The following is a 21,266-nucleotide window of genomic DNA, read 5'->3' on the forward strand; positions in this document are numbered from 1 at the left end:
GACCGGCATGAGACTGCATCGACTCGAGATCACAGCATTCGGTCCCTTCGCTCGAACCGAATCCGTCGACTTCGACGCCCTCGGTGCCGACGGGCTATTTCTGCTCCACGGTCAGACCGGTGCTGGAAAAACAACTGTTCTCGACGCCGTCGCCTTTGCCCTGTATGGAACGGTTCCGGGTGCGCGCAGGGAAGGCAAGCGTCTTCTGTCCGACCATGCTGCGCCCGGTGCGGTACCCAGAGTGCTGCTCGAGGCCACTCTCGGTGGCAGACGCGTCCGGATCGTTCGCTCTCCCGAGTACCTGCGGCCCAAGAAGGGCAAGAGGACGGGTACCACCAAGGAAAATCCGAAGGCCAGCCTGACGTGGCTCGACGGCGATGGGCAGAACTTGACCCGCCTCGACGAGATCGGTGAGGCAGTGGGCGCCGCGCTCGGGATGAGTGCAGATCAGTTCTTTCAGGTCGTCCTCCTGCCGCAAGGTGAGTTCGCTCGGTTCCTGCGTGCAGACAGCGAAGAGCGCGGAAATCTCCTCGAGAGGTTGTTCGACACCAGTAGGTTCGGGGATGTGGAACAGTGGTTCGCCAACGAAAGGCGTTCCAGTGCAGCGTTGATGGAGTCTTCGCGCATTGCCATCGACAAATTGCTCGGTCGGATCGCCACGGCCTCGGGTGAGGAAGAAGAACTCGACCGGGAACCGATGGAGTGGGCCACCGATGTCCTGGGGCGTGCTCGCGGTGCGCACGCCGCCGCGTCGACAGCGCTCGCAACTGCGCGCGGCAAGGCCGAGCTCGCCGCCGCGGCACTCGATCGCCACAAAACTCTCCTCGTGTTGCGGCAACGCCGAGACCTCGCGCGGAAGCAGTTGGCCGAATTCCACCGGGCAGCCCCCGAACGCGACGCGATTCGCCGAGAAGTCGAACGGTCTGCTGCTGCAGGCCCTATTGCGACGCTCGCCACCGAGTATGCGAAAACCGCACGGGCCTACGACCTCGCTGCGCGTGACGCAGAGTCGGCGCGTGGCTCGTTGGCGATGGTCGATGGATCCGAGATGGTCCTTGCTGCGTCGTCCTCGGATGCAGACAACGCACGGGCGGTCGTCGCCAACGCTGTGCGCGAGTGGACGACCGCGGTGGCCGGCCTCCAGGAGATGCGGCAGTTGGCTCTTCGCGCCGATGCGGAGGAGGCCGTTGCTCGCGAGCTGACGTCCGAGTGCGTTGCCGTCGAAAAGGCTGTCGAAGCAGCACTCGTCCTCAGGGAACAGTTGCCTGCGGCGATCGCCGAAGCAGAACTCGCGGTGACCACCGCGGTGCATTCTGCCGCGAACGTGCCCGCGCTCGAGTCCGAATTTGACACTCTCTCCGATGCAGTCAAGGCGGCAATCGAACTCACGAAGACACGAACCGCACTCGCCGCGGCCGAGTCGGCTCGCGAAGGGGCGCATACGGCGCACAACGACGCTTGGGAACATTTACTCGATCTGCGAGACCGACGTCTCACCGGGATGGCCGCGGAGTTGGCAACCGAGCTTGTCGACGGCAGCCCGTGCGGCGTCTGCGGATCCCGGTCTCACCCGGAGCCTGCGTCGGCCGCCGATTCGACGGTCACGAAGGCAGACGAAGCAGAGGCGAAAATTGCCGAGCGTAGAGCGGCCGCTGCCAAAGATCTTCGGACTGCGGAGGCGGCCGATCTGGTCCGGCTGGTCGATACCCTCATTGTTCGCTCAGGTGGCCGCGGTAGCGATGAGCTGGCGGTGGCCCTCGACGAGGTGACTACTCGGTTGACGGCGGCAAAGGCAGCTGCTGCTTCACTCGACGACCTTCGGGCGGGATTGGCTCACCTCAGGTCCGAGGATCACCGGCTCGCCTCCGTCATTGCCGAGCATCGATCCACTGCAGCGGGCCTCGCAGCACGGGCGGCGCAGGTTCGGAGTGCCGTCGAGGGGATGCGCGCACGTGTCGCCGCCGCTGTCGACGGTGACGAGACGCTCGATCAGCGTGTGGCGCGCCTCGAGAAGCTGATCGCACTTTCCACCGACCTTCAACACAAGAGGGTCGCTGCCGCTCGCGCGGCCGACATCAGCGCGGCGATCGCCGAGCGATTGGCAGCGCAGGTGTCGGAATCCGGCTTCGATTCCGCCGAGGACGCAGCGGCCGTGGTGATCCCTGCCGAGCGAGTCCGGAGCATCGAGAAGCAACTCGCTGATGCACACGACATTCGCGCCCATGCCGAGCTGGTTCTTGCCGAACCTGCGATCGCAGCCATCGAAGACACCGACACCGAACCTGCTGAGACGACACCCTGGCAGGAGGCTGCCGACGCTGCTGCCCTCGAACTCGATGCTGCCGTTGCACGCCAGGCCGAATGCAAGCGGCGCTTCGAGCAAGTGGAAGAACTGGCCGCCCAGTTGTGGGCTGCAGTCGACCACGCGGCACCGATGCAGGCCAAACACGACCAGTTGGCTGCACTGACCGACGTCGTTGCAGGCCGAGGACAGAATGCTCGAAAAATGTCACTCCGGTCGTACGTGTTGGCCTCGCGCCTCGAGGACGTCGCCGAGTCGGCGTCGACGAGGTTGCAGCGTATGTCAGCGGGACGATACGAGTTCGTTCACTCCGACGAAGCCGAATCTCGCGGGAGGCGAGGCGGATTGGGCCTCGACATCCGCGACGACTACACCGGTGTCGTCCGTTCGGCGAAGACGCTGTCGGGAGGAGAGTCGTTCCTGGCGTCGTTGGCGCTTGCTCTCGGGCTGGCGGACGTCGTGGCCGCAGAATCCGGCGGAGTCGTCCTCGACACCATGTTCATCGACGAAGGCTTCGGCACGCTCGACGCCGACACCTTGGAATCGGTCATGGGGGTTCTCGACGAACTCAGGGCCGGCGGGCGTGTGGTAGGAATCGTCTCCCACGTCGATGAGATGCGTCAACGAATACCGAGCAGGCTCCACGTCATCCGTGAACGGGACGGGTCGAGACTTCAGCTCTTTTCGGCGTCCTGAGCTGACTTTTTCTTCTCGTCCGAGTCGTCCTCCTCGTCGGTCAGTAGTTCGTCCGGATCCGGTGCCGACTCTTCGAGCTCCTCCTGGCTCGCCTCGTTCGAGTGTGCGTCGGCTTGCTCGGAGACATAGCGAATCAAGACCGCGGCTACGGCTGCGGCAGGTACCGCGAGGAAGGCACCGACAATGCCGAACACCGAACCGCCACCCGTGACGGCCAGCAGCACGATCGCGGGATGCAGATTCATACTGCGGCTCTGCAGAACCGGTTGCAGAACGTTTCCTTCGAGCTGCTGAACGGCGAAAATGATGGCCAAAACGATCAGCGCGGTGGTCGGTCCGTTGGCGACAAGTGCGACCAGGACAGCCAAGGCGCCTGCAACGAACGCGCCGACGATGGGGATGAAGCCGCCGAGAAAGGTGATCGTGGCCAGGACGAGCGCCAGCGGCACATTGAGAACGATCAATCCGAGTCCGATGAAGAATGCATCGATGAGGCTCACCACTGCCTGGGTTCGGATGAACCCACCGAGCGTCGCCCACATGCGTGCCAGGATCTCGGCGAGATGTCTTCCTGCACGACCGCCGGCGAAGCCGTGCAGCCATGGAGTGAACTTCGGGCCGTCCTTGACGAAGAAGAACGTCAGAACAAGGACGAGTGCCAGGGTGATGAGAATCGAGCTTGCGGCCGAAACACCACTGAAAACGCCCGACGCAATGGCGGTTCCGCTTTCCTGCAAGCGGGAGGTGATGGCCGACACGGCATTGTCGATCTGCTCGTCCTGCAGGTTGATCGGCGGGCCCTTGAGCCAGTCCTGTACCTGGGACACGCCCTGCGTCGCTTTGTCCACGAGCTCGGGCGCCGAGTCCACGACGGACGGGACGATCAATGTGATGACGCCGCCGATGACGAGGAAGAAGACGACGAGCGATGCTGTCGCCGCGAGAGCGGCTGGGATTCCGATGCGCATGAGCCACTTGGTCGGCGGCCATAGAACGGTTGCCACGATGATCGCGAGCAGTGAAGGGAGGATCACTACCCACAGCGCCGAGATGATCCAGCCGAGTACCCAGGCACCGGCCGCTACCGATACGAGGATCAGGGACCACTTTGCCAGCCACACTCCACCGACGCCGATGAGGTCGCCGCGATCGCGCCCAGGCTTACCGTTGGGCACTGTCTGTTCCGTCACGTCGGTTGTCCTTTTCGGTGGCTTCGGACTCGGGTACCCGAGTGACTCTAACGTCTCGATTGGCTGTACTACCCAACTGTCGGCGCGCTCAATCCTCGGGCCGCCTCGTGTGCCAGAAGCCAGGTCTTCGCAGGTAAACCCCATCTGAAACCGCCGAGGGCCCCACCGATGCGAAAGACCCGGTGACACGGAACGAACAGTGCCGCTGCGTTGCGCGCGCAGGCCGATGCCGCGCCGCGAATGGCAGCCGGTCGGCCGGCCATATCCGCAAACTCCGAGTACGTCACCGGCGATCCGGCGGGAACGGTCCGAAGTACCTTCCACGCATGCATCAGAAATTCTCCGGATTGTTGTGCGACGGGTATGTCGTCGATGACCGAGAGCTCGCCGCGGTGGTAGTCCTCGATAGCCATGGTGATACTGCCGAGATTCGATACCATCCGGATATCGCTGGGCCGCAACGACTTGTGAATCAGCGGTTGCAGGTCTTCGATGGTTGCAGTCCATCCGGACGCCAGCACGCAGCCTTCGGCGTCGACTATGGCGGTGAACGGTCCGATCGGGGTGTCGGTGGTGGCGGCAGTTGCAGTCACAGTCCTCTTCTTTCGAGCGCGATGTTCCACAGGTGCATCGAGACGTACGAGCGCCACGGCGCCCATCGGCTCGTACCGGTGAGGGGGATGCCGAGCGCTTCGGCGCCCTGACGGACAACGAGGTCGGTGTCGAGCAGCACGTCCGGGTCGGCCAGCAATCGCATCACCACGTATCGGGCGGTCCACGGGCCGATGCCTTTGAGTGCGAGTAGGTCTCGTTCGAGGTCCTCGGCCGATCGCGCGACGTGCAGCTCGATCTTGCCCGATGCGATCGCGTCGGCCACCCCGATGATCGCGCCTACTCGTGCCTTGGGGCCGGTGAGTACTTCGTGTCCGTGTTCGGCGACGGCGGACGCGTCGGGGAACAGTCGGGTGATGGTGCCGCCGCCCGGGTCTTCGATCCGCTCGCCCAGTGCCTCGACCAGGCGCGCGGTATGCGTGGCAGCCGCACCCAGCGAGATCTGTTGGCCGATCATGGTCCGTAACAGCAACTCTGTGCCGTCGATATTTCCGACGACGCGTATGCCCGGGTGTGCCGCAACATTCGGTGCCAGAGCAGGATCCGCGGACAGGGCGGCATCCACGGCCTCCGGGTCCGCATCCAGATCGAGCAGGCGTCGGACCCGGGCTACGGCGGGGGCCAAGTCGCGCATATCGTGCAAGCTCAACGTCGTGTCGACGTAACCGTCCTCGATCCGAAGTCCGACGACGCCATGTCCGTGTGGGAGTCGAAGGGATCGGCGGTAGGTTCGATCGTCGAAGGACTCGACGCCGGGTACAGCGTGGCCGCGAAGGAACCATTCGAGCCAGGCTCGGTCCAACGGCCTGCGGTAGGGGAGCCGAAGTGTGACGGTCCCGTTGCTGGACAGGGTCTTCGTTCGGGTGGCTTCGGCGCGCAGCGTGGTGGGGTTCACCGCGAACACTTCACGGACCGTGTCGTTGAACTGGCGAACGCTGGAGAACCCGGACGCGAAGGCGATGTCGGTCATCGTCATCGTCGTGGTCTGGATCAACGTCCGAGCCGTGTGCGCGCGATGCGCACGCGCCAATGCCAACGGTCCTGCTCCGATCTCGGCGCTGAGAACCCGCGTCAGTTGGCGGGTGGAGTACCCGAGCGAATCGGCCAGCGAATCCACGCCGCCGCGCTCTACCATGCCGTCGGAAATGAGCCGCATAGCGCGGGAGGTCAAGTCCGAGTTGATATTCCATTGTGGTGAGCCAGGGGTGGCGTCGGGCTGGCAGCGTCGGCAGGCGCGAAAGCCGGCCTGCTGCGCTGCCGCGGCTGTCGCAACGAACTGCACGTTTTTCGCCTTGGGCGTGACTGCCGGACACGACGGGCGGCAGTAGATACCCGTCGTGCGGACGGCCGTGAAGAACTGCCCGTCGAAGCGGGTGTCACGTGCAGATACGGCCCGATAGCACCGCTCGAAGTCCAACTCCATGCGATCCACTGTGTCACCGGTGGACGCGCTGCGCTAGCGGAAATCAGCCATCGGTGTGTGCAGTATCAACAGCAGCGTGCCCCGGGGTGTGCATCGGCCTCGGCGTAGCGGTCCCGCCAGAACTGGCGCTCCGATGGAACCGGCTCGTCCGGATGCACCCGTCGCATATGGGCGAGGTAGTGCTCGTAGTCCTTGTCACCCATCACCGAGGTGATCCACCACCACAGGCCGTGCATGTCAGTGCTGCCCGGCGTGTGCGGCACCGGGTGCTCGGACGGTGCCGTCGGCGATCAGTTTGTCCCAATCCTGCTGGATCTCTTTCTCCGCAGCCGTCGGGATGAAGCCCGCGGGGGCGAAGATCTTCGAGGGAACTTCGGGATCCTCGTTGTTCGGAAGCCCTCCTGCCCGAATGGCTTTGATGCACACCACGAGGCCGGCTACGGCAACGATCAGAACCAACACCGCGAAGATGATCGACAGTGTGCCCTGGATAAAGGTGTTGCGGATGACGGCATCGATCGCCTCGGACGTCTTCGCGCTCTGGAACTCGGTAAGCCCCTGAGCCTTCGCGTCGACGAAGATGCTGTGCTGCTTCCAGTAACCGATGGCAGGGATGTCGGAGAAGATCTTCTGGTACGACGCGGTCATCGTGACGATGAGATCCCAGATCAACGGAACGCCTGGGATCCACGCCCATTTGTAGTATCCGCGCTTGACCACGATGGTCATCACGACGGTGAGAGCGATCGCGGCAAGGAGCTGGTTGGCGATACCGAACAATGGGAACAAGGTATTGATTCCGCCGAGTGGATCGGTGACGCCCATGAGCAGGATTGCACCCCACGCCGCAACAACTACGAACGAGCACAGCCACGCGCCAGGACGCCACGACGGGTCTTTGAACTTCTTCGCCGACGCGCCGGGAAGGTTGCCGATGCTGTCGGAGAGCATGAATCGTGCGACGCGGGTTCCGGCGTCGACTGTGGTGAGGATGAACAGTGCTTCGAACATGATGGCGAAGTGGTACCAGAACGACTTGAGGCTTGCGCCCCCGAAGACTTGGTGCAGGACCTCGGACATTCCGAACGCGAGGGTGGGTGCGCCGCCGGTGCGCGAGATGATCGATTCTTCGCCGACGGCTGCTGCGGCCTGGGTGAATTGATCGGGCGTGATGTCGGTACCGCCGAGTCCGAGACCGTTGACATAGGTGGCCGCACTTTCGGCTGTTCCACCGGTGAGTGCTTCTGGCGCATTGAGGGCGAAATACAAATGCTGGTCGAGGATGCATGCGGTGACGAGGGCCATGATCGCGACGAACGATTCGGTGAGCATGCCGCCGTAGCCGATCATCCGCATCTGCTTCTCTTTCTCGAGCAGCTTCGGAGTCGTGCCGGAACAGATCAGCGCGTGGAAGCCGGAGAGAGCGCCGCATGCAATGGTGATGAACAGGAACGGGAAGAGTGAGCCCGAGAACGCCGGGCCGTTGCCTTCGGTCGCGAACGACGTCATGGCCGGCATCTGAATCTCCGGGCGGGCGATGAGGATACCGATAGCCAACAGGGCGATGGTGCCCACCTTCATGAAGGTCGACAGGTAGTCACGTGGGGCGAGGAGCAGCCACACCGGCAGGATCGATGCGGCGAGACCGTAGCCGATGAGAAGCCAGGCGACAGTAACTTTGGAGAGGGTGAACCAGTCGGTGCCCCAGCCGGTTTCGGCGACCCAGCCGCCTGAGATGATCGCGAACAGTAGGAGTGCTACGCCGATGAGCGAGACCTCGGACACCTTTCCTGGGCGGAGAAATCGCAGGTAGACGCCCATGAAGAGTGCGATAGGGATGGTCAGTGCGATGGAGAACACTCCCCATGGGCTCTCTGCCAACGCGTTGACGACAACGAGCGCAAGCACCGCGATGATGATGATCATGATGACGAAAACGCCGATCAGAGCGGCGATTCCGCCGACCACACCGAGTTCGTCGCGAGCCATCTGGCCGAGGCTGCGCCCGCGACGGCGCGTCGAGATCCACAGGACGAGAAAGTCCTGGACGGCACCAGCGAACACGACTCCGATGATGATCCACATCGTGCCGGGGAGATAACCCATCTGGGCAGCGAGAACTGGGCCGACGAGGGGGCCCGCGCCTGCAATTGCGGCGAAGTGGTGACCGAACAACACCCGACGGTCCGTCGGCATGTAGTCCTTGCCGTTTTCGAGGATCTCGGCAGGCGTCGCCCGGTCGTCGCGCGGGTGGATGATCTTGTTCTCGATCAAACGCGCGTAGAAGCGAAAGGCAATGACATAGGTGCACACGGCCGCAATCACGAACCACACTGCGTTGATGTTCTCGCCGCGGATGATTGCGACCACGACCCACGCGAGGCCACCGAGCAAGCCGACAACGACGAACATCAGTCGCTTCGTCGCCGTCATCGGACTGGTGTCCACAACGCCTACCGGTGGTAAATCTGGATCCGTTATCAACAACTCGACGTGGGGATTACCAGGCGGTTTCAGTGTCATGTGATGGACTCCATGCCTCGTGGGTGTGACTGTGATCACCCTAAGCAGGTAGGTGGCTCGCGTCGGGGATTTCTGGCATGGACATGGGCCCGAAGGTCGCTAGTGCGCGCCGAACGGTACTGCCGGCAACTTCGTCGTACTATTCGTCTTCATCGATCATCGGGGGATTTCGCAAATGTCAGGTCCGTTCGAGCAGCCGCAGTACCAACAGCAGGCCTATCCGTCCGCGCAGCCCTATGCACAGCCCTATGTGCAGGCACCGCCGATGCCGCCGTCCAATGCAGGTTGGGCAGTGGTCGCTGTCATCTTCTTCTGGCCGCTGGCGATCTCGGCGTTCAACCATGCACTGAAGGTTCACCCACTGTGGTTGATCGGCGACATTCAGGGCGCGGAGTACTCCTCGAAGCGCGCCGGATTCTTCGGCAAATTGTCACTCGGGCTCTTTTTCGGATTCTTCCTGCTGTACATCCTGTTCATCGCGCTGATCGTCGCCAATAGCTAGCGGTCACACCCGGACTCGGCAGAGTCGGTTTCTCGTTGCGCAGCCACGAAACTATCGCTCGTGAAGTTCTCCCTCGTAGTTATGCTCTGCGCCATGGGGAAAATATTCGAGATCATCGACGACAATCTGAAGGCTTGGATCGATGCGCGACCGATGTGGTTTGTTGCAACTGCCCCGCTGGACGACGACGGACACGTCAATGTCTCACCCCGCGGCCATGATTCGTTCTCGGTGCTGAGCGATCACCGAGTCGCCTGGGTCGACTACACCGGAAGCGGAGTGGAAACCATTGCGCACATTCGAGAAAATGGTCGAGTGTGTGTCATGTTCGCCTCGTTCGACAGTCGTCCGCGAATCGTCCGTCTACACGGCAAAGGGTCGGTCTCGCTGCCGGGCGACGCAGTATTCGAGACAGTGGTGGCGCTCCATCCGACCAATCCGAGTACACGAGCAGTGATCACGGTAGATGTGAGCAGAATCAGCGATTCTTGTGGCTGGGGCGTTCCCGTCATGGACAAGATCGGCGAACGCGAATTGATCCGTCTCCATGCAGAGAAGAAGGGCGAGCAGGGGATGGTCGAGTACCGCGCTCAGAAAAACATGACGAGTATCGACGGCCTCCCTGGGCTTCCGATGTAAGCCTTCCAACTGCAGGACGCGCGGCGTTGCCTGCGTAGTTTCCCGATATTCCGCCACGGGATGGCTTGTCTCAGAGACATCGCTTCGGCTCACCGACTGTCACTGCTGGCCGGGCACTGTCGGGACATTGGGCCAAAGTAGACTCCATAGACCGTGAGCCTCACCCTCGGAATCGTCGGACTGCCCAACGTCGGCAAGTCCACCCTGTTCAATGCGCTGACCAACAACGATGTGCTGGCCGCGAACTACCCGTTCGCGACCATCGAGCCCAATGTCGGCGTCGTTGCGCTGCCTGACCCGCGGCTGGGCAAGCTCGCCGAGGTCTTCGGTTCGGAGAAGCTGGTGCCCGCACTGGTGTCGTTCGTCGACATCGCAGGGATCGTCAAGGGCGCCTCCGAGGGAGCCGGACTCGGCAACAAATTCCTCGCGAACATCCGCGAAGCCGACGCCATCTGCCAGGTCGTTCGCGTTTTCGCTGACGACGACGTGGTGCACGTCGACGGCCGCGTCGATCCGTCCGCCGATATCGAGGTCATCGAAACCGAACTGGCCATCGCCGACCTGCAGACCTTGGAGAAGGCAATCCCGCGCGTGGAGAAGGAGGCGCGGATCAAGAAGGACCGCAAGCCTGCGCTCGACGCCGCCATTGCCGCCCAGGCAGTGCTCAACGAGGGCAAGACGCTGTTCTCCCAGAAGGACAAGCTGGACTTCGAGCTGCTCAAGGAATTTCAGCTCCTCACCACCAAGCCGTTCCTATATGTCTTCAACGCCGACGAGAGTGTGCTCACCGACGATGCGAAGGTCGGCGAACTCGCCCGACTCGTCGCACCCGCAGACGCCGTGTTCCTGGACGCGAAGATCGAGTCCGAACTGCTCGAACTCGACGCCGAATCTGCCGCGGAACTGCTCGAATCCGTCGGCCAGACAGAACCGGGTCTCGACGCCCTGGCTCGCGCCGGCTTCCACACCCTCGGGTTGCAGACCTACCTCACCGCAGGCCCGAAAGAGGCCCGCGCGTGGACGATCAACAAGGGTGCCACCGCGCCTCAGGCCGCCGGCGTCATTCACACCGACTTCGAGCGCGGATTCATCAAGGCCGAGGTCGTCAGTTTCGACGACCTCATCGAGGCCGGATCCATGGCCGCAGCCAAGGCTGCAGGCAAAGTCCGGATCGAAGGCAAGGAATACGTCATGGTCGACGGGGATGTCGTGGAGTTCAGGTTCAACGTCTGACCGAGGTTCACGCAGCGGTCTGAGTGGACTGTCCCGCGGACCTGGGACTACGGGGTGTTCGCCAAGGACGTCTGTTCATCCACGAAGATGCGGGTCTTCGTGGATGTCACGCATCACCGCGTGTGGCTCCTCGCCGCCGACCGGCCAATCGGCATTCGGAATGTGCATCATCGCTCAGTCGTCGAACGAGTTCAGGTATCGCGTCAACGCAGGGCTACTTCGGTGCTGGTGTCCACTTGGCGAGGGGAGGCCTACTGCCTCCTGACTACATCGACCGAAATCTCCACAGCCGGAATTTCCCCTCTGTTCTCCAGCCAGTGGAGCGTGTTCCGGTCTTCGGGCCAACCCATACCCGGGCCGTACTCGGTGGTGATCCCGTCGCGATGGTCCGTGATCGTTCCCTGCAGCACGTAGACCGTTCCTGGCCTGCCTTTGTGGTCATGTACCGGGCCGAAAACACCCCCGGGCTCCATGGTCACCATGCGCGTGCGCAACTGCCACCCGTCCATGCCCTGGATCTCGGAGCCGAGGTCAACCGTCGACAACAACTCGACGACGACCCCCTTCGTCTCTGGCCCCAGCTGCTCTTCCCTCATCGTCCTGTCCTCTCGTGCGCAGAACCCACAAAGACAACCTCAATCTGCTGATGTCGATGCGTATTCGCCAATTATCCCGCCCGTGTCCAGTCTGCAGCGGTCAGAGGACTTGCTAGCCGAGTCGGCGTTCTCCGCCTTGCTTCCTCGCAGCGGCGACGATTGAAAGTAAAAGCGCGACAACTGTTTCTAGTTGGATGTGTAAGAAACGTCCGCGCTGCAGCCTGAATCGATTACTCCGCGGACCACGACCGACTCAGTACAGTCGAAATATGCTCGGTCGAGAAGTGCGGTTGACGGCGCTGCCGGATGGAAATGTCCGCGCGGAGAACTTCGGCGTGTTCGACACAGAAGTCCCTTCACCGACAAAGACGCAGGTTCTGGTTGGTGTCAGGCGTCTCGGCCTCAACGCGGGGCTTGCTCACCGCCTCGGCGGTGAAGGCACGGCATACGGGCCTGGGATCGGCGTCGGTGATGTCCCGTCCAGTGACGCGGTAGTCGAAGTGCTCGAGTCGCGCGTCGAGCGTTTTCAGCCCGGGGACCTCGCCGTCGGCAAGGTCCCTTGGTGCACGACCACTGTCGTGGAAGCCGATGAGCTGCGCAAGATTACCGACACGGAGCCGAATGCGGGCCTCGACGCTCATCTCACGGTTCTCGGGCACGTCGGTTTCACCGCATACACCGGGTTGATTCACGTCGGTGATGTGCAGCCCGAGGACGTCGTCTACGTCTCCGGCGCGGCAGGCGGAGTGGGCAGCTGCGTCGTACAGTTCGCCAAGGCGCGTGGAGCAACGGTCATCGGTGTCGCCGGCTCCAACGACAAGGTCGTGCTCCTCACAGACACACTCGGCGCGGACAAAGCCATCAATCGACATGACGGCCCTGCGGTCGATCTTTTGCGCGATGCTGCGCCCGACGGCATCGACCTCTACTACGACAACGTCGGCGGCGAGCAACTCGAAGCCGCGCTCGAGGTACTGAACTTCGGCGGACGAGCGGTGATCTGCGGTGCCATGGGAAACGGCGGCGGTCCGGCAAACTATCGCAGGCTCATCTACCAGGAACTCACCATGAAGGGCTTCGCTGTCACGTCACACGAGGATCTTCGCGACCAGTTCGAAACCGAGGTCGGTGGTTGGTTGCGCGAGGGCAAAGTCCGCAGCCTGCACACGGTATTCGATGGGATCGATCGCATTCCCGAGGCGTTCGTGTCACTTCTGACCGGCGGCAGCTCGGGCCGGGTGATCGTGTCGGTCCCGTCGCAGCTTCAGAGCTAGCTGCTACTTCTTCCCCCGAAGCCGCTTCTCCAGCGGGGTAGGGAAGCTGGGGACAACCGCGCTCCCGTCGAGCAGGTCGGTGATCCTTCCTGCCTCGGCGGCAATCGCCTCGACTTCCGGACCGATGTCCTCGAACAGTTCGGTCACTACCTCACCGGCGGGTGTGACGGCCCAGCCGCCGACGATGCGGCCATCCGACCAGATCGTCGGACCGATGTTGCCGTACGTGTCGAACAGTGGAGCTTTGTGGGCGCCGAGGTACCAGTTGCGGTGCTTCCACCCCATTGGTGTGGGATCGAGCGCGGGAAGCAGCATCACCCCGGTCCCGCCCTTCTGCAAGACCGTGTCGGCCAGCATGATCCCATCGCCGGCGTCGAGTTCCACTTCGACGGTGTCGAGGTCGGCAACTGCGGCCCGTGTCTGAGTTTTGTTCCACCCGGTCCACCACTGAACATCGTCGAGCGTGGCGGGCCCGAACACGTCGAACCAGCGTCGTGCCAGCTCGCGGCGGCTCTCGGCCTCGTCGAGAGGCGGAATACCGCCCGGCCACCACTGATCGATCGGTGCCCATGCGTGCCTACGGGATGTCCACGAACCGCGAGGTTCCACGCGCACCATGCGCCCTTCGGCGGCCATCATCGACAACACCTGCGAAGTCACATAGCGCTTGACGTCGTATGCCTTGTCGGTCGTGGGAAGTAGCGCGGTCCTCAGCAGCGGCGCCGCAGACGACAACTCTGCACCCGTCGCCGAGCCGGCGGCCCTCAACGCATCCCCTGCCTGTTTCTCGACGTCATCGAGCCAACCCTGCACATCCTCGATGACGGGTTCGGTCGGAAGCGTCGACACCTCTTTGATCAGTCTCGCGCGCATTGTTCGGGCCACCCCGACGCTTGCTGCCGCATGGATGATCGGGACGTCGTCGTGCGCGACTACGAACAGGGTGCGGCGCATCGCCATGAGCCGCACAAGGTTTCGTCGATCGTACATGGCGGTGCGGACATCTTCGAAGGACAGCGATCGAGCACGTGCGAGCACCGACAAGTAGACCGTCGCAGGGTCGGTAGCGTGCAAGGCCAGCAGCGAAGAGACGACGTCCTCGGCGGTGGGGGAGTCCGCGAAGTGACGGGTGGCCAGATGGGCTCGGCGCTGTGCGTCGGTGATCTTCACTCCGACAGTGTGCCTCTTCGATCTCGAGGGCAGCGGCAACTCCTTCGTGCCATGATGCAGGCATGGTTGTCGCGCCGGCCCACTCCGCAGCTACGCTCGAGATCCTGGCGGGCCTCCCGGCTCACCGACGAGAAACCTTTCAGCTTAGGTACGAACTGTGGTGGCCCGATCTGCACGACGCTGTCACCACGATCTACCAGGAGCCGGACGTTGTGGTGTCCCGCCTGGTGGAAGTCGCAGCGAGAGGCTTCGCGCAGCGCCCGCCGGAGTTGCACCGGTTGGATGAACTCAGGCTTCTTCGGCCCGACTGGTTTCAACGACCGGACATGTTCGGCTACGCCTGTTATGTCGATCGGTACGGCGACACATTGACGGGTCTCGGGCAGCGACTCGATCATCTCGCCGACCTGGGCGTGACGTATCTGCACCTGATGCCGCTACTGGCGACACGGCCAGGAGACAACGACGGCGGCTATGCAGTCATGGACTACCGATCGGTCCGCCCCGACCTGGGAACCAATGAGGACCTGAGCGCACTGGCGAGAACGCTGCGTGAGCGTGACATCAGCCTCGTCGTCGATCTCGTCGTCAATCATGTTGCCCGCGAGCATGAGTGGGCAGAGAAAGCGCGTTCCGGCGACCACAAGTTCCGTGACTACTTCTTGATCTACCCCGATCGGAGTACACCGGATTCGTTCGAACGTACGCTGCCCGAGGTGTTTCCCGACTTCGCGCCGGGCAGCTTCACCTTCGACGACCACATGGGGGAGTGGGTGTGGACCACTTTCAACGAGTGGCAATGGGACCTGAACTGGGCCAATCCGAATGTGCTGCTCGAGTTTGCAGACATCGTCATGCACCTTGCGAACCTCGGCGTCGAAGTTCTTCGGTTGGACGCGATTGCGTTTCTGTGGAAGCGGCTCGGAACCAATTGTCAGAACCAGCCCGAGGTCCACGCCATCACCCAGGCCCTGCGGGCAACAGCACGGCTCGCTGCGCCGGCCGTGCTGTTCAAGGCCGAAGCGATCGTCGGGCCCCGGGATCTGATGCCCTACCTCGGTCTCGGTCAGCACACCGGTCGGGTCTCCGACATCGCGTACCACAACAGTCTGATGGTGCAGGTGTGGTCGATGCTGGCGACCGGCAGTACAGCGCTGGCTCGGCACGTCCTCGCGTCGCTGCCCCCGACGCCGCCGAGCGGCACCTGGGTGACGTACGTCCGATCCCACGACGACATCGGCTGGGCGATCGACGACGGCGACGCCACCGCACTGGGGTTGACGGGCGCAGGGCACCGTCACTTTCTCGCCGAGTGGTACAGCGGTGCATTCGATGGGTCCTGGGCCGAAGGGCTCGTATTTCAATACAACGAAAAGACCGATGACCGCCGAATCAGCGGCACCGCAGCAGCATTGACCGGACTCGGCCCGTCGAGGCTGGACCCGGACGGAGCGTTCGCCCGTATATTTCTCACGCACGCCGTCATCTCGGTGTGGGGTGGCATCCCCGTCGTGTGGAGCGGAGACGAACTGGGATCCCCCGGTGACGCGGAGTGGGCCGCCGAACCCCGGCACGGCGACGACAATCGCTGGGTCCACCGTCCCCGCATCACCGACGAAGACCGCGCGCGACGCCTGATAGCCGGCACCGACGAGCAACGCGTGTTCGACGGGATCGCGCGCATCGCCCGGGTGCGCGCAGGGCTACCGATGTTGCACGCCGAGGCGCCGGTGGACCTGCCGACCGACTTCGACGACGGCCTCTTGGTGGTCCGTCGACGCCACCCCAGTGGCACCCTCGTCGCACTCTTCAACATGACCGCCGAGCATCGGCCGTTTCCGTACTCGCATGTGCTCGATCTCGGCATCGAACATCCTCGGGAAGTTCTCGCACAGCACGATTTGATGGCCGACGAGTTCGGCTCGGTATGGATGCCGCCCTACGCCGCATGGTGGATCATCTGACTGCGCGTATCACCGGAACCGCCGCCCTTCGGCCACTGGAGACATTCTTTTCATTACGCTGTCACCCATGACACGACCTGCGATCGACATGGACTACCTCGTCCTCGACTGCCCGGACACCGCAGCACTGGCCGGGTTCTACGGCAAGATGCTCGGGTGGAACATCGTCCGATCCGAGAAGGATTGGACGATTCTCCAAGGCCCGGGCAATCTCAAATTGGCGTTTCAGCTGGCCGAGGACTTTGTTCCGCTGGAATGGCCGTCGGAGGGGATCAAGACTCACTTGGATCTGGTCGTCGACGACATGGCCGCCTCCGAGGAATTCGTCGTGGGACTCGGCGCCACGAAAGTGACCGGGCCACTCGATCAGCCGAGTTTCACCGTCTTCCGCGATCCCGTCGGTCATCTCTTCTGTCTGTGCCTGCGCTGACCTAGACTCACGCTGCGTATGACACCGGGGCCATCGTTGCCTGTACCTGCAGCCACTGCGCCAAGATTTGGCAACCGGTCAGACCGCTCGCATCGAGAGGTTCACTCGCGTAGGCGGTGTGGCGATCGCCGGACGGATTGGATATGCGCCACTTCCGCCATACCAATGTCCTGGGTAGATATCCGCTGAGCTCGGTGGCGGCGACGCGCAGGCGTCGTATGTCTGTCCGCCACTGCTTCGGCGACAGGTGTGTCTTGGCAGCATTTTGAAAACCATTGCTACGCAACAGTATCCACAGCTGTTGTAGCCACAGTTTTGGAGTGCGAAAAGACATCCACCGGGTCAGGTCGGCGATGTCGCGAATGTAGCTGTCGTCGCTTGCATTGCAGATCATGTCCGCGGGTTGCCCGATCCAGATCACCGCGACCGAGTCCGGAAGCGTCGGTCCGTCCCCGGCAACCCCGCGTCCCGAGCAGGCGGGCACAGCGCCCGCAGGTTGTTGGGGATCGGAGATCAACCCGGCGGCGGCGACGGCAGGAAGGTGCACCTCCCCGCGTGCGAGAAGACCCAACACCTCACGAATGACCGAACAGCCCTGGGAATAGCCGATGAGTGCAATCGGTCCCGTGGTTACCTGGATCGCCGAGATCAGACTTCGGACACCGAGTTCGGTGCTGTGCGAGAAGCTGAGGCCACCGACTGCCACCGGACCATACGACGCGGGGTAGCCGACCCACCTTCCGTCGAATCTTTCATCCAATTCGCCGGTGACGCTGCTCAGCAGCCCGGAGACCTCGGTACGGTCGTCGTCCGGGTGAGATTCCCCGGTGCCACCGACCGCAAGAACCGTCATCTGAGTCATATCTACGAGCATGCGCGAGGAGTCTGAGGCCAGTACCCGCACAATGCTGAGAAGAGTCTGTCAAACAGGTCGGGCGAGGCGATCGGCCATCTCGTCCACCGCGTCGTGCACGAGCCCTGCGTAGACATCCGGGTCGTCCACCGCCGAGGCACTCGAGGTGACGCTGATGGTAATCACGTCGCCGATGCCGTGAACGCCGTGGGTGAGGCTCATGACCGGGGATAGCGCCGGAAAGCCCGCGGTGAATCGGACGCGCCCACCGCCCAAGGTGAGATCGGCGGATCCGCGATTCACACTCGACACGACGGTATTGCCGGTGACCGTGTCGGGTATCACCGTGGGGTCGAACTGACGGATTCCCCATCGCAGTAGTACTGCGGGCACCATCTCGGACGCGAGAGCCGCTGCCGCCATGGCCGGATGGTCGGCACGCGCCCGACGATCGCGCAGCGTTGCCGAAATCTGCTGTGCTCGCTCGATCGGGTCGACGATTCCCGGATAGAGATCGATACCTGCATTCCGAAAGTGGTTGCGGGCCCGCCGCGGGCCGCTCTTTCCCAGCGTGATCTCCGCGCCGAGGCGCTCCGGAACGGTGTCACCGCAGCGCTGCAGGTAGTTCGACAACGCTATGGACACCGCCGTGATGGCGCCCACGGTGACCGTAACCCCTGGACCGCTGAGCTCGGCACGGTCTCGGACGACGGTTCGGATGCTTGTCTCGCCCGCCGGGGTGACGTTGACTCGGATCTTCTTCCTGCCGGGCGACTGCGGGGGTATCAGTCCCGCAGCAGTGTCGGCGGCGAGTGTCCTTTCGAGTGCTTGGGCGCGACGCGACTGCGTGATGAGCTCGACGGGACGGAAGCGTCCGCGAGGGTTGTGCAGCGGGGCGGAGAAATCACGCTCGCCGAAGAGCTGTCGTGCGAGCGAGGAGGCGACACGGCCGTCACCGAGGGCGTGTGAAACCTGTAGCACCGCAACGAGTGCCGGTCCTGCGCATCGTGGGGCGCCGGAGACGGAATCGAAAAGATGTAGCAGCCAGGGAGTTTCGAGCGGATCGACTGGGCTGGCAAACAGGTCGGCGACGGCTCGCAGGCATCCTGTCCATGTTCCCTCGGGCAAAGTATGCGAGATGACGTGGTGTGGTCCGACGGTCATCGGAACGGTCCGTGGATAGCCGAAGGCGTCGGCGAAGCAGATGCCGAGGTCGGGGATACCGCTGGCACTCGACACAAGTTGATCCACGACGTCGACGGCAGCGGTGCTCGTGTCGAAGCAATAGAGCAGAAATTGGTCGTTCGGGATTTTCGAAGCCATCCAATAGGCCTGAGCGTCGGTCGGGTGCAAACGTCCGGACATCTGCACAGAATAGTCCAAATCTCAGCGAGAAACTGCAACGCGTTCTAATGTCAATCGAATGGAACGGTTGAGCGGATTGGACGCGAGCTTTCTATACCTCGAAACTCCTGAGCAGCCACTGAATGTGTGCGGTCTCATCGAACTCGAAGCGGTGGGTGATGACGTCGACTACGACGCCGATGCCCTTAAGGTCGAGCTGGTGCGTCGACTGGAGGGCATTCCAACGCTCCGTAAGAAGCTCCACGACAGCGTCTTCAATCTCGACCACCCTGTCTGGGTCGAAGACGAGAACTTCGACATCGACAAGCATTTCCATCGAATGACCCTCCCCGCGCCCGCCGGCAAAGACGAAATCGCAGCGGCATGTGCACATTTCGCCGTACAGCCCCTTGACCGTTCGAGGCCACTGTGGGAGATGTGGGTGCTCGAAGGGGCGAAGAACGGCAAGACCCCCATTTTCCTGAAGATGCATCACTCGACCGTTGACGGAATCTCGGCAGCGAACATTATTTCGCTACTGTGCAGCATCGATCGGGATGCGGAACCACTTCCACCATCACCGGGGGTCGGATCGGTCAACAACTTCGACCTTGCGGTGGGAAGTGCAGTGTCCTTCGCAAGCAGGCCACTGCAGGCACTCAGTATTCTTCCCGCCACGGTACGAACCCTCACCGGGTGGATCGGACGAGCTCGAAGCGGGCGGGCCATGCCGCCGCCTTTCGTAGCACCGCGAACGCAATTCAACGGCACACTGAGTCGGCACCGCAGCGTCGCCTTCGAGCAACTGAAGCTTTCCGACGTCAAGGAAATCAAGAACGCATTCGACGCCAAGGTCAACGACGTCGTGCTGGCAATGTGTGCGGGTGCAATCCGTATCTACCTCGAAAAGACCGGTGGTCTACCGGAAGAGTCGCTCATCGCAGTCGTCCCGGTCTCGGTGCACGAGAAAAGCAGCAGACCGGGGACCAATCAGGTATCGGCAATGTTCGCGTCGTTGGCCACCGACATAGACGATCCGGTCGAACGATTGCTCGCTATCTCTGCGAGCCATGAGGTCGGCAAGGAGCACAACAGAGAAATCGGTGCGACCCTGTTGCAGGACTGGGCTCAATTTGCCTCTCCAGCAACATTTGCCGCAGCGATGCGTGCCTACGCGGCACTCGATCTTGCCCAGCACCACCCCGTCGTGCACAACCTGGTGATGTCGAATGTCCCCGGTCCACCGATGCCGTTGTATTTCCTCGGGGCCAAGGTGACCGGAATGTTTCCTCTAGGACCGATCTTGCACGGTGCCGGTCTCAACATCACCGTCATGTCCGGCGACGGGCGCCTCGACATCGGTCTTATCGCAGACCGCGAACAAACACCAGATCTGGACCGGCTCGCCGACGCGATGGGCGAGTCGCTGGCAGAGCTTCTCAAGGCAGCACAAACACGAACAAAGGAGAGCTGATGCGGGTGCTCGTCACCGGCGGTACCGGTTTCGTCGGGGCATGGACCGCGAAGGCGGCCGTCGACGCCGGACACGAAGTTCGTTTCCTGGTCAGAAATCCTGACAGATTGCAGACGAGCGCAGCCCAGATAGGCCTGGACGTCAGTGACTTTCGCCTCGGTGACATCACCGACGCCGACTCGATCTCGCGGGCCATGGATGGCTGCGACAGTGTCGTTCATGCCGCAGCGGTCGTCGCTACCGATCCATCTCGTGCCGAGGAAATGATCGCGACGAACATGCTGGGTGCCGAGAATGTGCTCGGGACTGCCGCAGCTCTCGGCTTGGATCCGATCGTGCACGTCTCGAGCTTCACGGCCCTGTTTCGGCCAGGTTTGGAGATGCTTCGCGCCGATCTTCCGGTCGTCGGTGGAACCGATGCTTACGGACGCACCAAGTCCCAGGTCGACCTCTATGCACGCGGAATGCAAGACGGCGGTGCGCCGGTCGTCATCACTTACCCCGGCATGGTGCTCGGCCCTCCTGCGGGTGACCAATTCGGTGAAGCCGCCGACGGCGTCGAATCCGCCCTGAAAATGCGAATGCTGCCAGGACGCAGCGCAGCCTGGACTGTCGTCGACGTCCGTGATCTCGCGGCGGTGCACGCGGCTCTACTCGAACCCGGGCGTGGGCCGCGTCGCTACATGGTGGGTGGGAAGCGGATACCGATCGGGTCGATTGCCGAGATGCTGCGGAAGATCACGGGGACGACAGTCCTCCCGGTCCCCGTTCCCGACGTCGCGTTGCGACTGCTGGGACGAGCATCCGACATCGTCGATTCGGTGTCACCGATCGAGACCCCCGTGTCTCGGTCACCGATTTCCGAGGCCGCGATGCAGTACTACACGCAGATGCCGCCTTCCGACGATTCGCCGAGCGAGAAAGATCTGGGAGTGCACTACCGCGGGTCTCTCGATACGCTCGATGCCACGGTCGCGGGCCTGCGCAGCGTCGGACGGTTGTGACCGAGCTCCGTGTGACTTCAGCTCCGACCCTGGGGTG

The 21,266-nt window shown here is 62.8% G+C and carries 18 protein-coding genes; 9 read left to right on the forward strand and 9 right to left on the reverse strand.

Going from position 1 to position 21,266, the window contains the following annotated elements:
• Positions 1-7: 7 nt before the first annotated feature.
• Positions 8-2,998 carry an AAA family ATPase gene (locus tag H2510_RS08905; protein WP_186627958.1) on the forward strand — a complete coding sequence of 997 codons (2,991 nt, stop codon included), beginning with the start codon at positions 8-10 and terminating at the stop codon, positions 2,996-2,998.
• On the opposite strand, the gene H2510_RS08910 is transcribed toward H2510_RS08905, so the two are convergent.
• The 5 genes from H2510_RS08910 to H2510_RS08930 all read right to left on the reverse strand — a co-directional run bounded on the left by H2510_RS08910 (position 2,977) and on the right by H2510_RS08930 (position 8,746).
• Entirely contained in the window at positions 2,977-4,188 is a 1,212-nt protein-coding gene (locus tag H2510_RS08910) for an AI-2E family transporter (protein ID WP_315901302.1), read from the reverse strand. The genes H2510_RS08905 and H2510_RS08910 overlap by 22 nt on opposite strands.
• Positions 4,189-4,256: 68 nt before the next feature.
• A complete protein-coding gene (locus H2510_RS08915) occupies positions 4,257-4,781 on the reverse strand; it encodes a methylated-DNA--[protein]-cysteine S-methyltransferase (protein ID WP_315901303.1) in 525 nt (174 codons plus the stop codon).
• Entirely contained in the window at positions 4,778-6,223 is a 1,446-nt protein-coding gene (locus tag H2510_RS08920) for an AlkA N-terminal domain-containing protein (RefSeq protein ID WP_186627961.1), read from the reverse strand. Before H2510_RS08920 ends, H2510_RS08915 begins: the two co-directional genes overlap by 4 nt.
• Positions 6,224-6,288: 65 nt before the next feature.
• Positions 6,289-6,486: a YbdD/YjiX family protein gene (locus H2510_RS08925; RefSeq protein ID WP_397517338.1), complete on the reverse strand. Its 198-nt coding sequence runs from the start codon at positions 6,484-6,486 to the stop codon at positions 6,289-6,291.
• Positions 6,461-8,746, reverse strand: coding sequence for a carbon starvation CstA family protein (locus tag H2510_RS08930; protein WP_186627963.1), 2,286 nt, complete (start codon positions 8,744-8,746; stop codon positions 6,461-6,463). Before H2510_RS08930 ends, H2510_RS08925 begins: the two co-directional genes overlap by 26 nt.
• Positions 8,747-8,921: 175 nt before the next feature.
• On the opposite strand from H2510_RS08930, the gene H2510_RS08935 reads away from it, so the two are divergent.
• The 3 genes from H2510_RS08935 to ychF all read left to right on the forward strand — a co-directional run bounded on the left by H2510_RS08935 (position 8,922) and on the right by ychF (position 11,120).
• Positions 8,922-9,248: a CD225/dispanin family protein gene (locus H2510_RS08935; protein ID WP_136171259.1), complete on the forward strand. Its 327-nt coding sequence runs from the start codon at positions 8,922-8,924 to the stop codon at positions 9,246-9,248.
• Between the two features lie 93 nt (positions 9,249-9,341).
• Complete coding sequence (locus H2510_RS08940) at positions 9,342-9,887, forward strand: pyridoxamine 5'-phosphate oxidase family protein (protein ID WP_186627965.1); 546 nt, start codon at positions 9,342-9,344, stop codon at positions 9,885-9,887.
• 153 nt (positions 9,888-10,040) lie between these two features.
• Complete coding sequence (ychF, locus tag H2510_RS08945; RefSeq protein ID WP_084346062.1) at positions 10,041-11,120, forward strand: redox-regulated ATPase YchF; 1,080 nt, start codon at positions 10,041-10,043, stop codon at positions 11,118-11,120.
• Between the two features lie 251 nt (positions 11,121-11,371).
• On the opposite strand, the gene H2510_RS08950 is transcribed toward ychF, so the two are convergent.
• Entirely contained in the window at positions 11,372-11,716 is a 345-nt protein-coding gene (locus H2510_RS08950) for a cupin domain-containing protein (protein WP_186627967.1), read from the reverse strand.
• A 269-nt stretch (positions 11,717-11,985) separates the two neighbouring features.
• On the opposite strand from H2510_RS08950, the gene H2510_RS08955 reads away from it, so the two are divergent.
• A complete protein-coding gene (locus H2510_RS08955) occupies positions 11,986-12,990 on the forward strand; it encodes an NADP-dependent oxidoreductase (protein WP_186627969.1) in 1,005 nt (334 codons plus the stop codon).
• Positions 12,991-12,993: 3 nt separating this feature from the next.
• On the opposite strand, the gene H2510_RS08960 is transcribed toward H2510_RS08955, so the two are convergent.
• Positions 12,994-14,160 (reverse strand): winged helix DNA-binding domain-containing protein, encoded by a 1,167-nt coding sequence (locus H2510_RS08960; protein WP_186627971.1) that lies wholly within the window; start codon positions 14,158-14,160, stop codon positions 12,994-12,996.
• Positions 14,161-14,222: 62 nt separating this feature from the next.
• Between H2510_RS08960 and H2510_RS08965 the strand changes: the two genes are divergently transcribed.
• The gene (locus H2510_RS08965) at positions 14,223-16,124 is read left to right on the forward strand and encodes an alpha-amylase family protein (RefSeq protein WP_186627972.1); all 1,902 of its coding nucleotides are present in this window, start codon (positions 14,223-14,225) and stop codon (positions 16,122-16,124) included.
• Between the two features lie 67 nt (positions 16,125-16,191).
• Positions 16,192-16,554: a VOC family protein gene (locus H2510_RS08970; RefSeq protein WP_186627973.1), complete on the forward strand. Its 363-nt coding sequence runs from the start codon at positions 16,192-16,194 to the stop codon at positions 16,552-16,554.
• Between the two features lie 7 nt (positions 16,555-16,561).
• Here H2510_RS08970 and H2510_RS08975 read toward each other — a convergent pair whose 3' ends face one another.
• Positions 16,562-17,416 carry a PE-PPE domain-containing protein gene (locus H2510_RS08975; RefSeq protein ID WP_261392821.1) on the reverse strand — a complete coding sequence of 285 codons (855 nt, stop codon included), beginning with the start codon at positions 17,414-17,416 and terminating at the stop codon, positions 16,562-16,564.
• A 60-nt stretch (positions 17,417-17,476) separates the two neighbouring features.
• Positions 17,477-18,772, reverse strand: coding sequence for a WS/DGAT domain-containing protein (locus tag H2510_RS08980; protein WP_186627975.1), 1,296 nt, complete (start codon positions 18,770-18,772; stop codon positions 17,477-17,479).
• 58 nt (positions 18,773-18,830) lie between these two features.
• Between H2510_RS08980 and H2510_RS08985 the strand changes: the two genes are divergently transcribed.
• Entirely contained in the window at positions 18,831-20,225 is a 1,395-nt protein-coding gene (locus tag H2510_RS08985; protein ID WP_186627976.1) for a wax ester/triacylglycerol synthase family O-acyltransferase, read from the forward strand.
• The gene (locus tag H2510_RS08990) at positions 20,225-21,229 is read left to right on the forward strand and encodes an NAD-dependent epimerase/dehydratase family protein (protein WP_084346054.1); all 1,005 of its coding nucleotides are present in this window, start codon (positions 20,225-20,227) and stop codon (positions 21,227-21,229) included. Before H2510_RS08985 ends, H2510_RS08990 begins: the two co-directional genes overlap by 1 nt.
• The last annotated feature ends 37 nt before the right edge of the window (positions 21,230-21,266 follow it).

Origin of the sequence: Rhodococcus sp. BP22 (assembly GCF_014281965.1) — a bacterium.
Classification (GTDB): domain Bacteria; phylum Actinomycetota; class Actinomycetes; order Mycobacteriales; family Mycobacteriaceae; genus Rhodococcoides.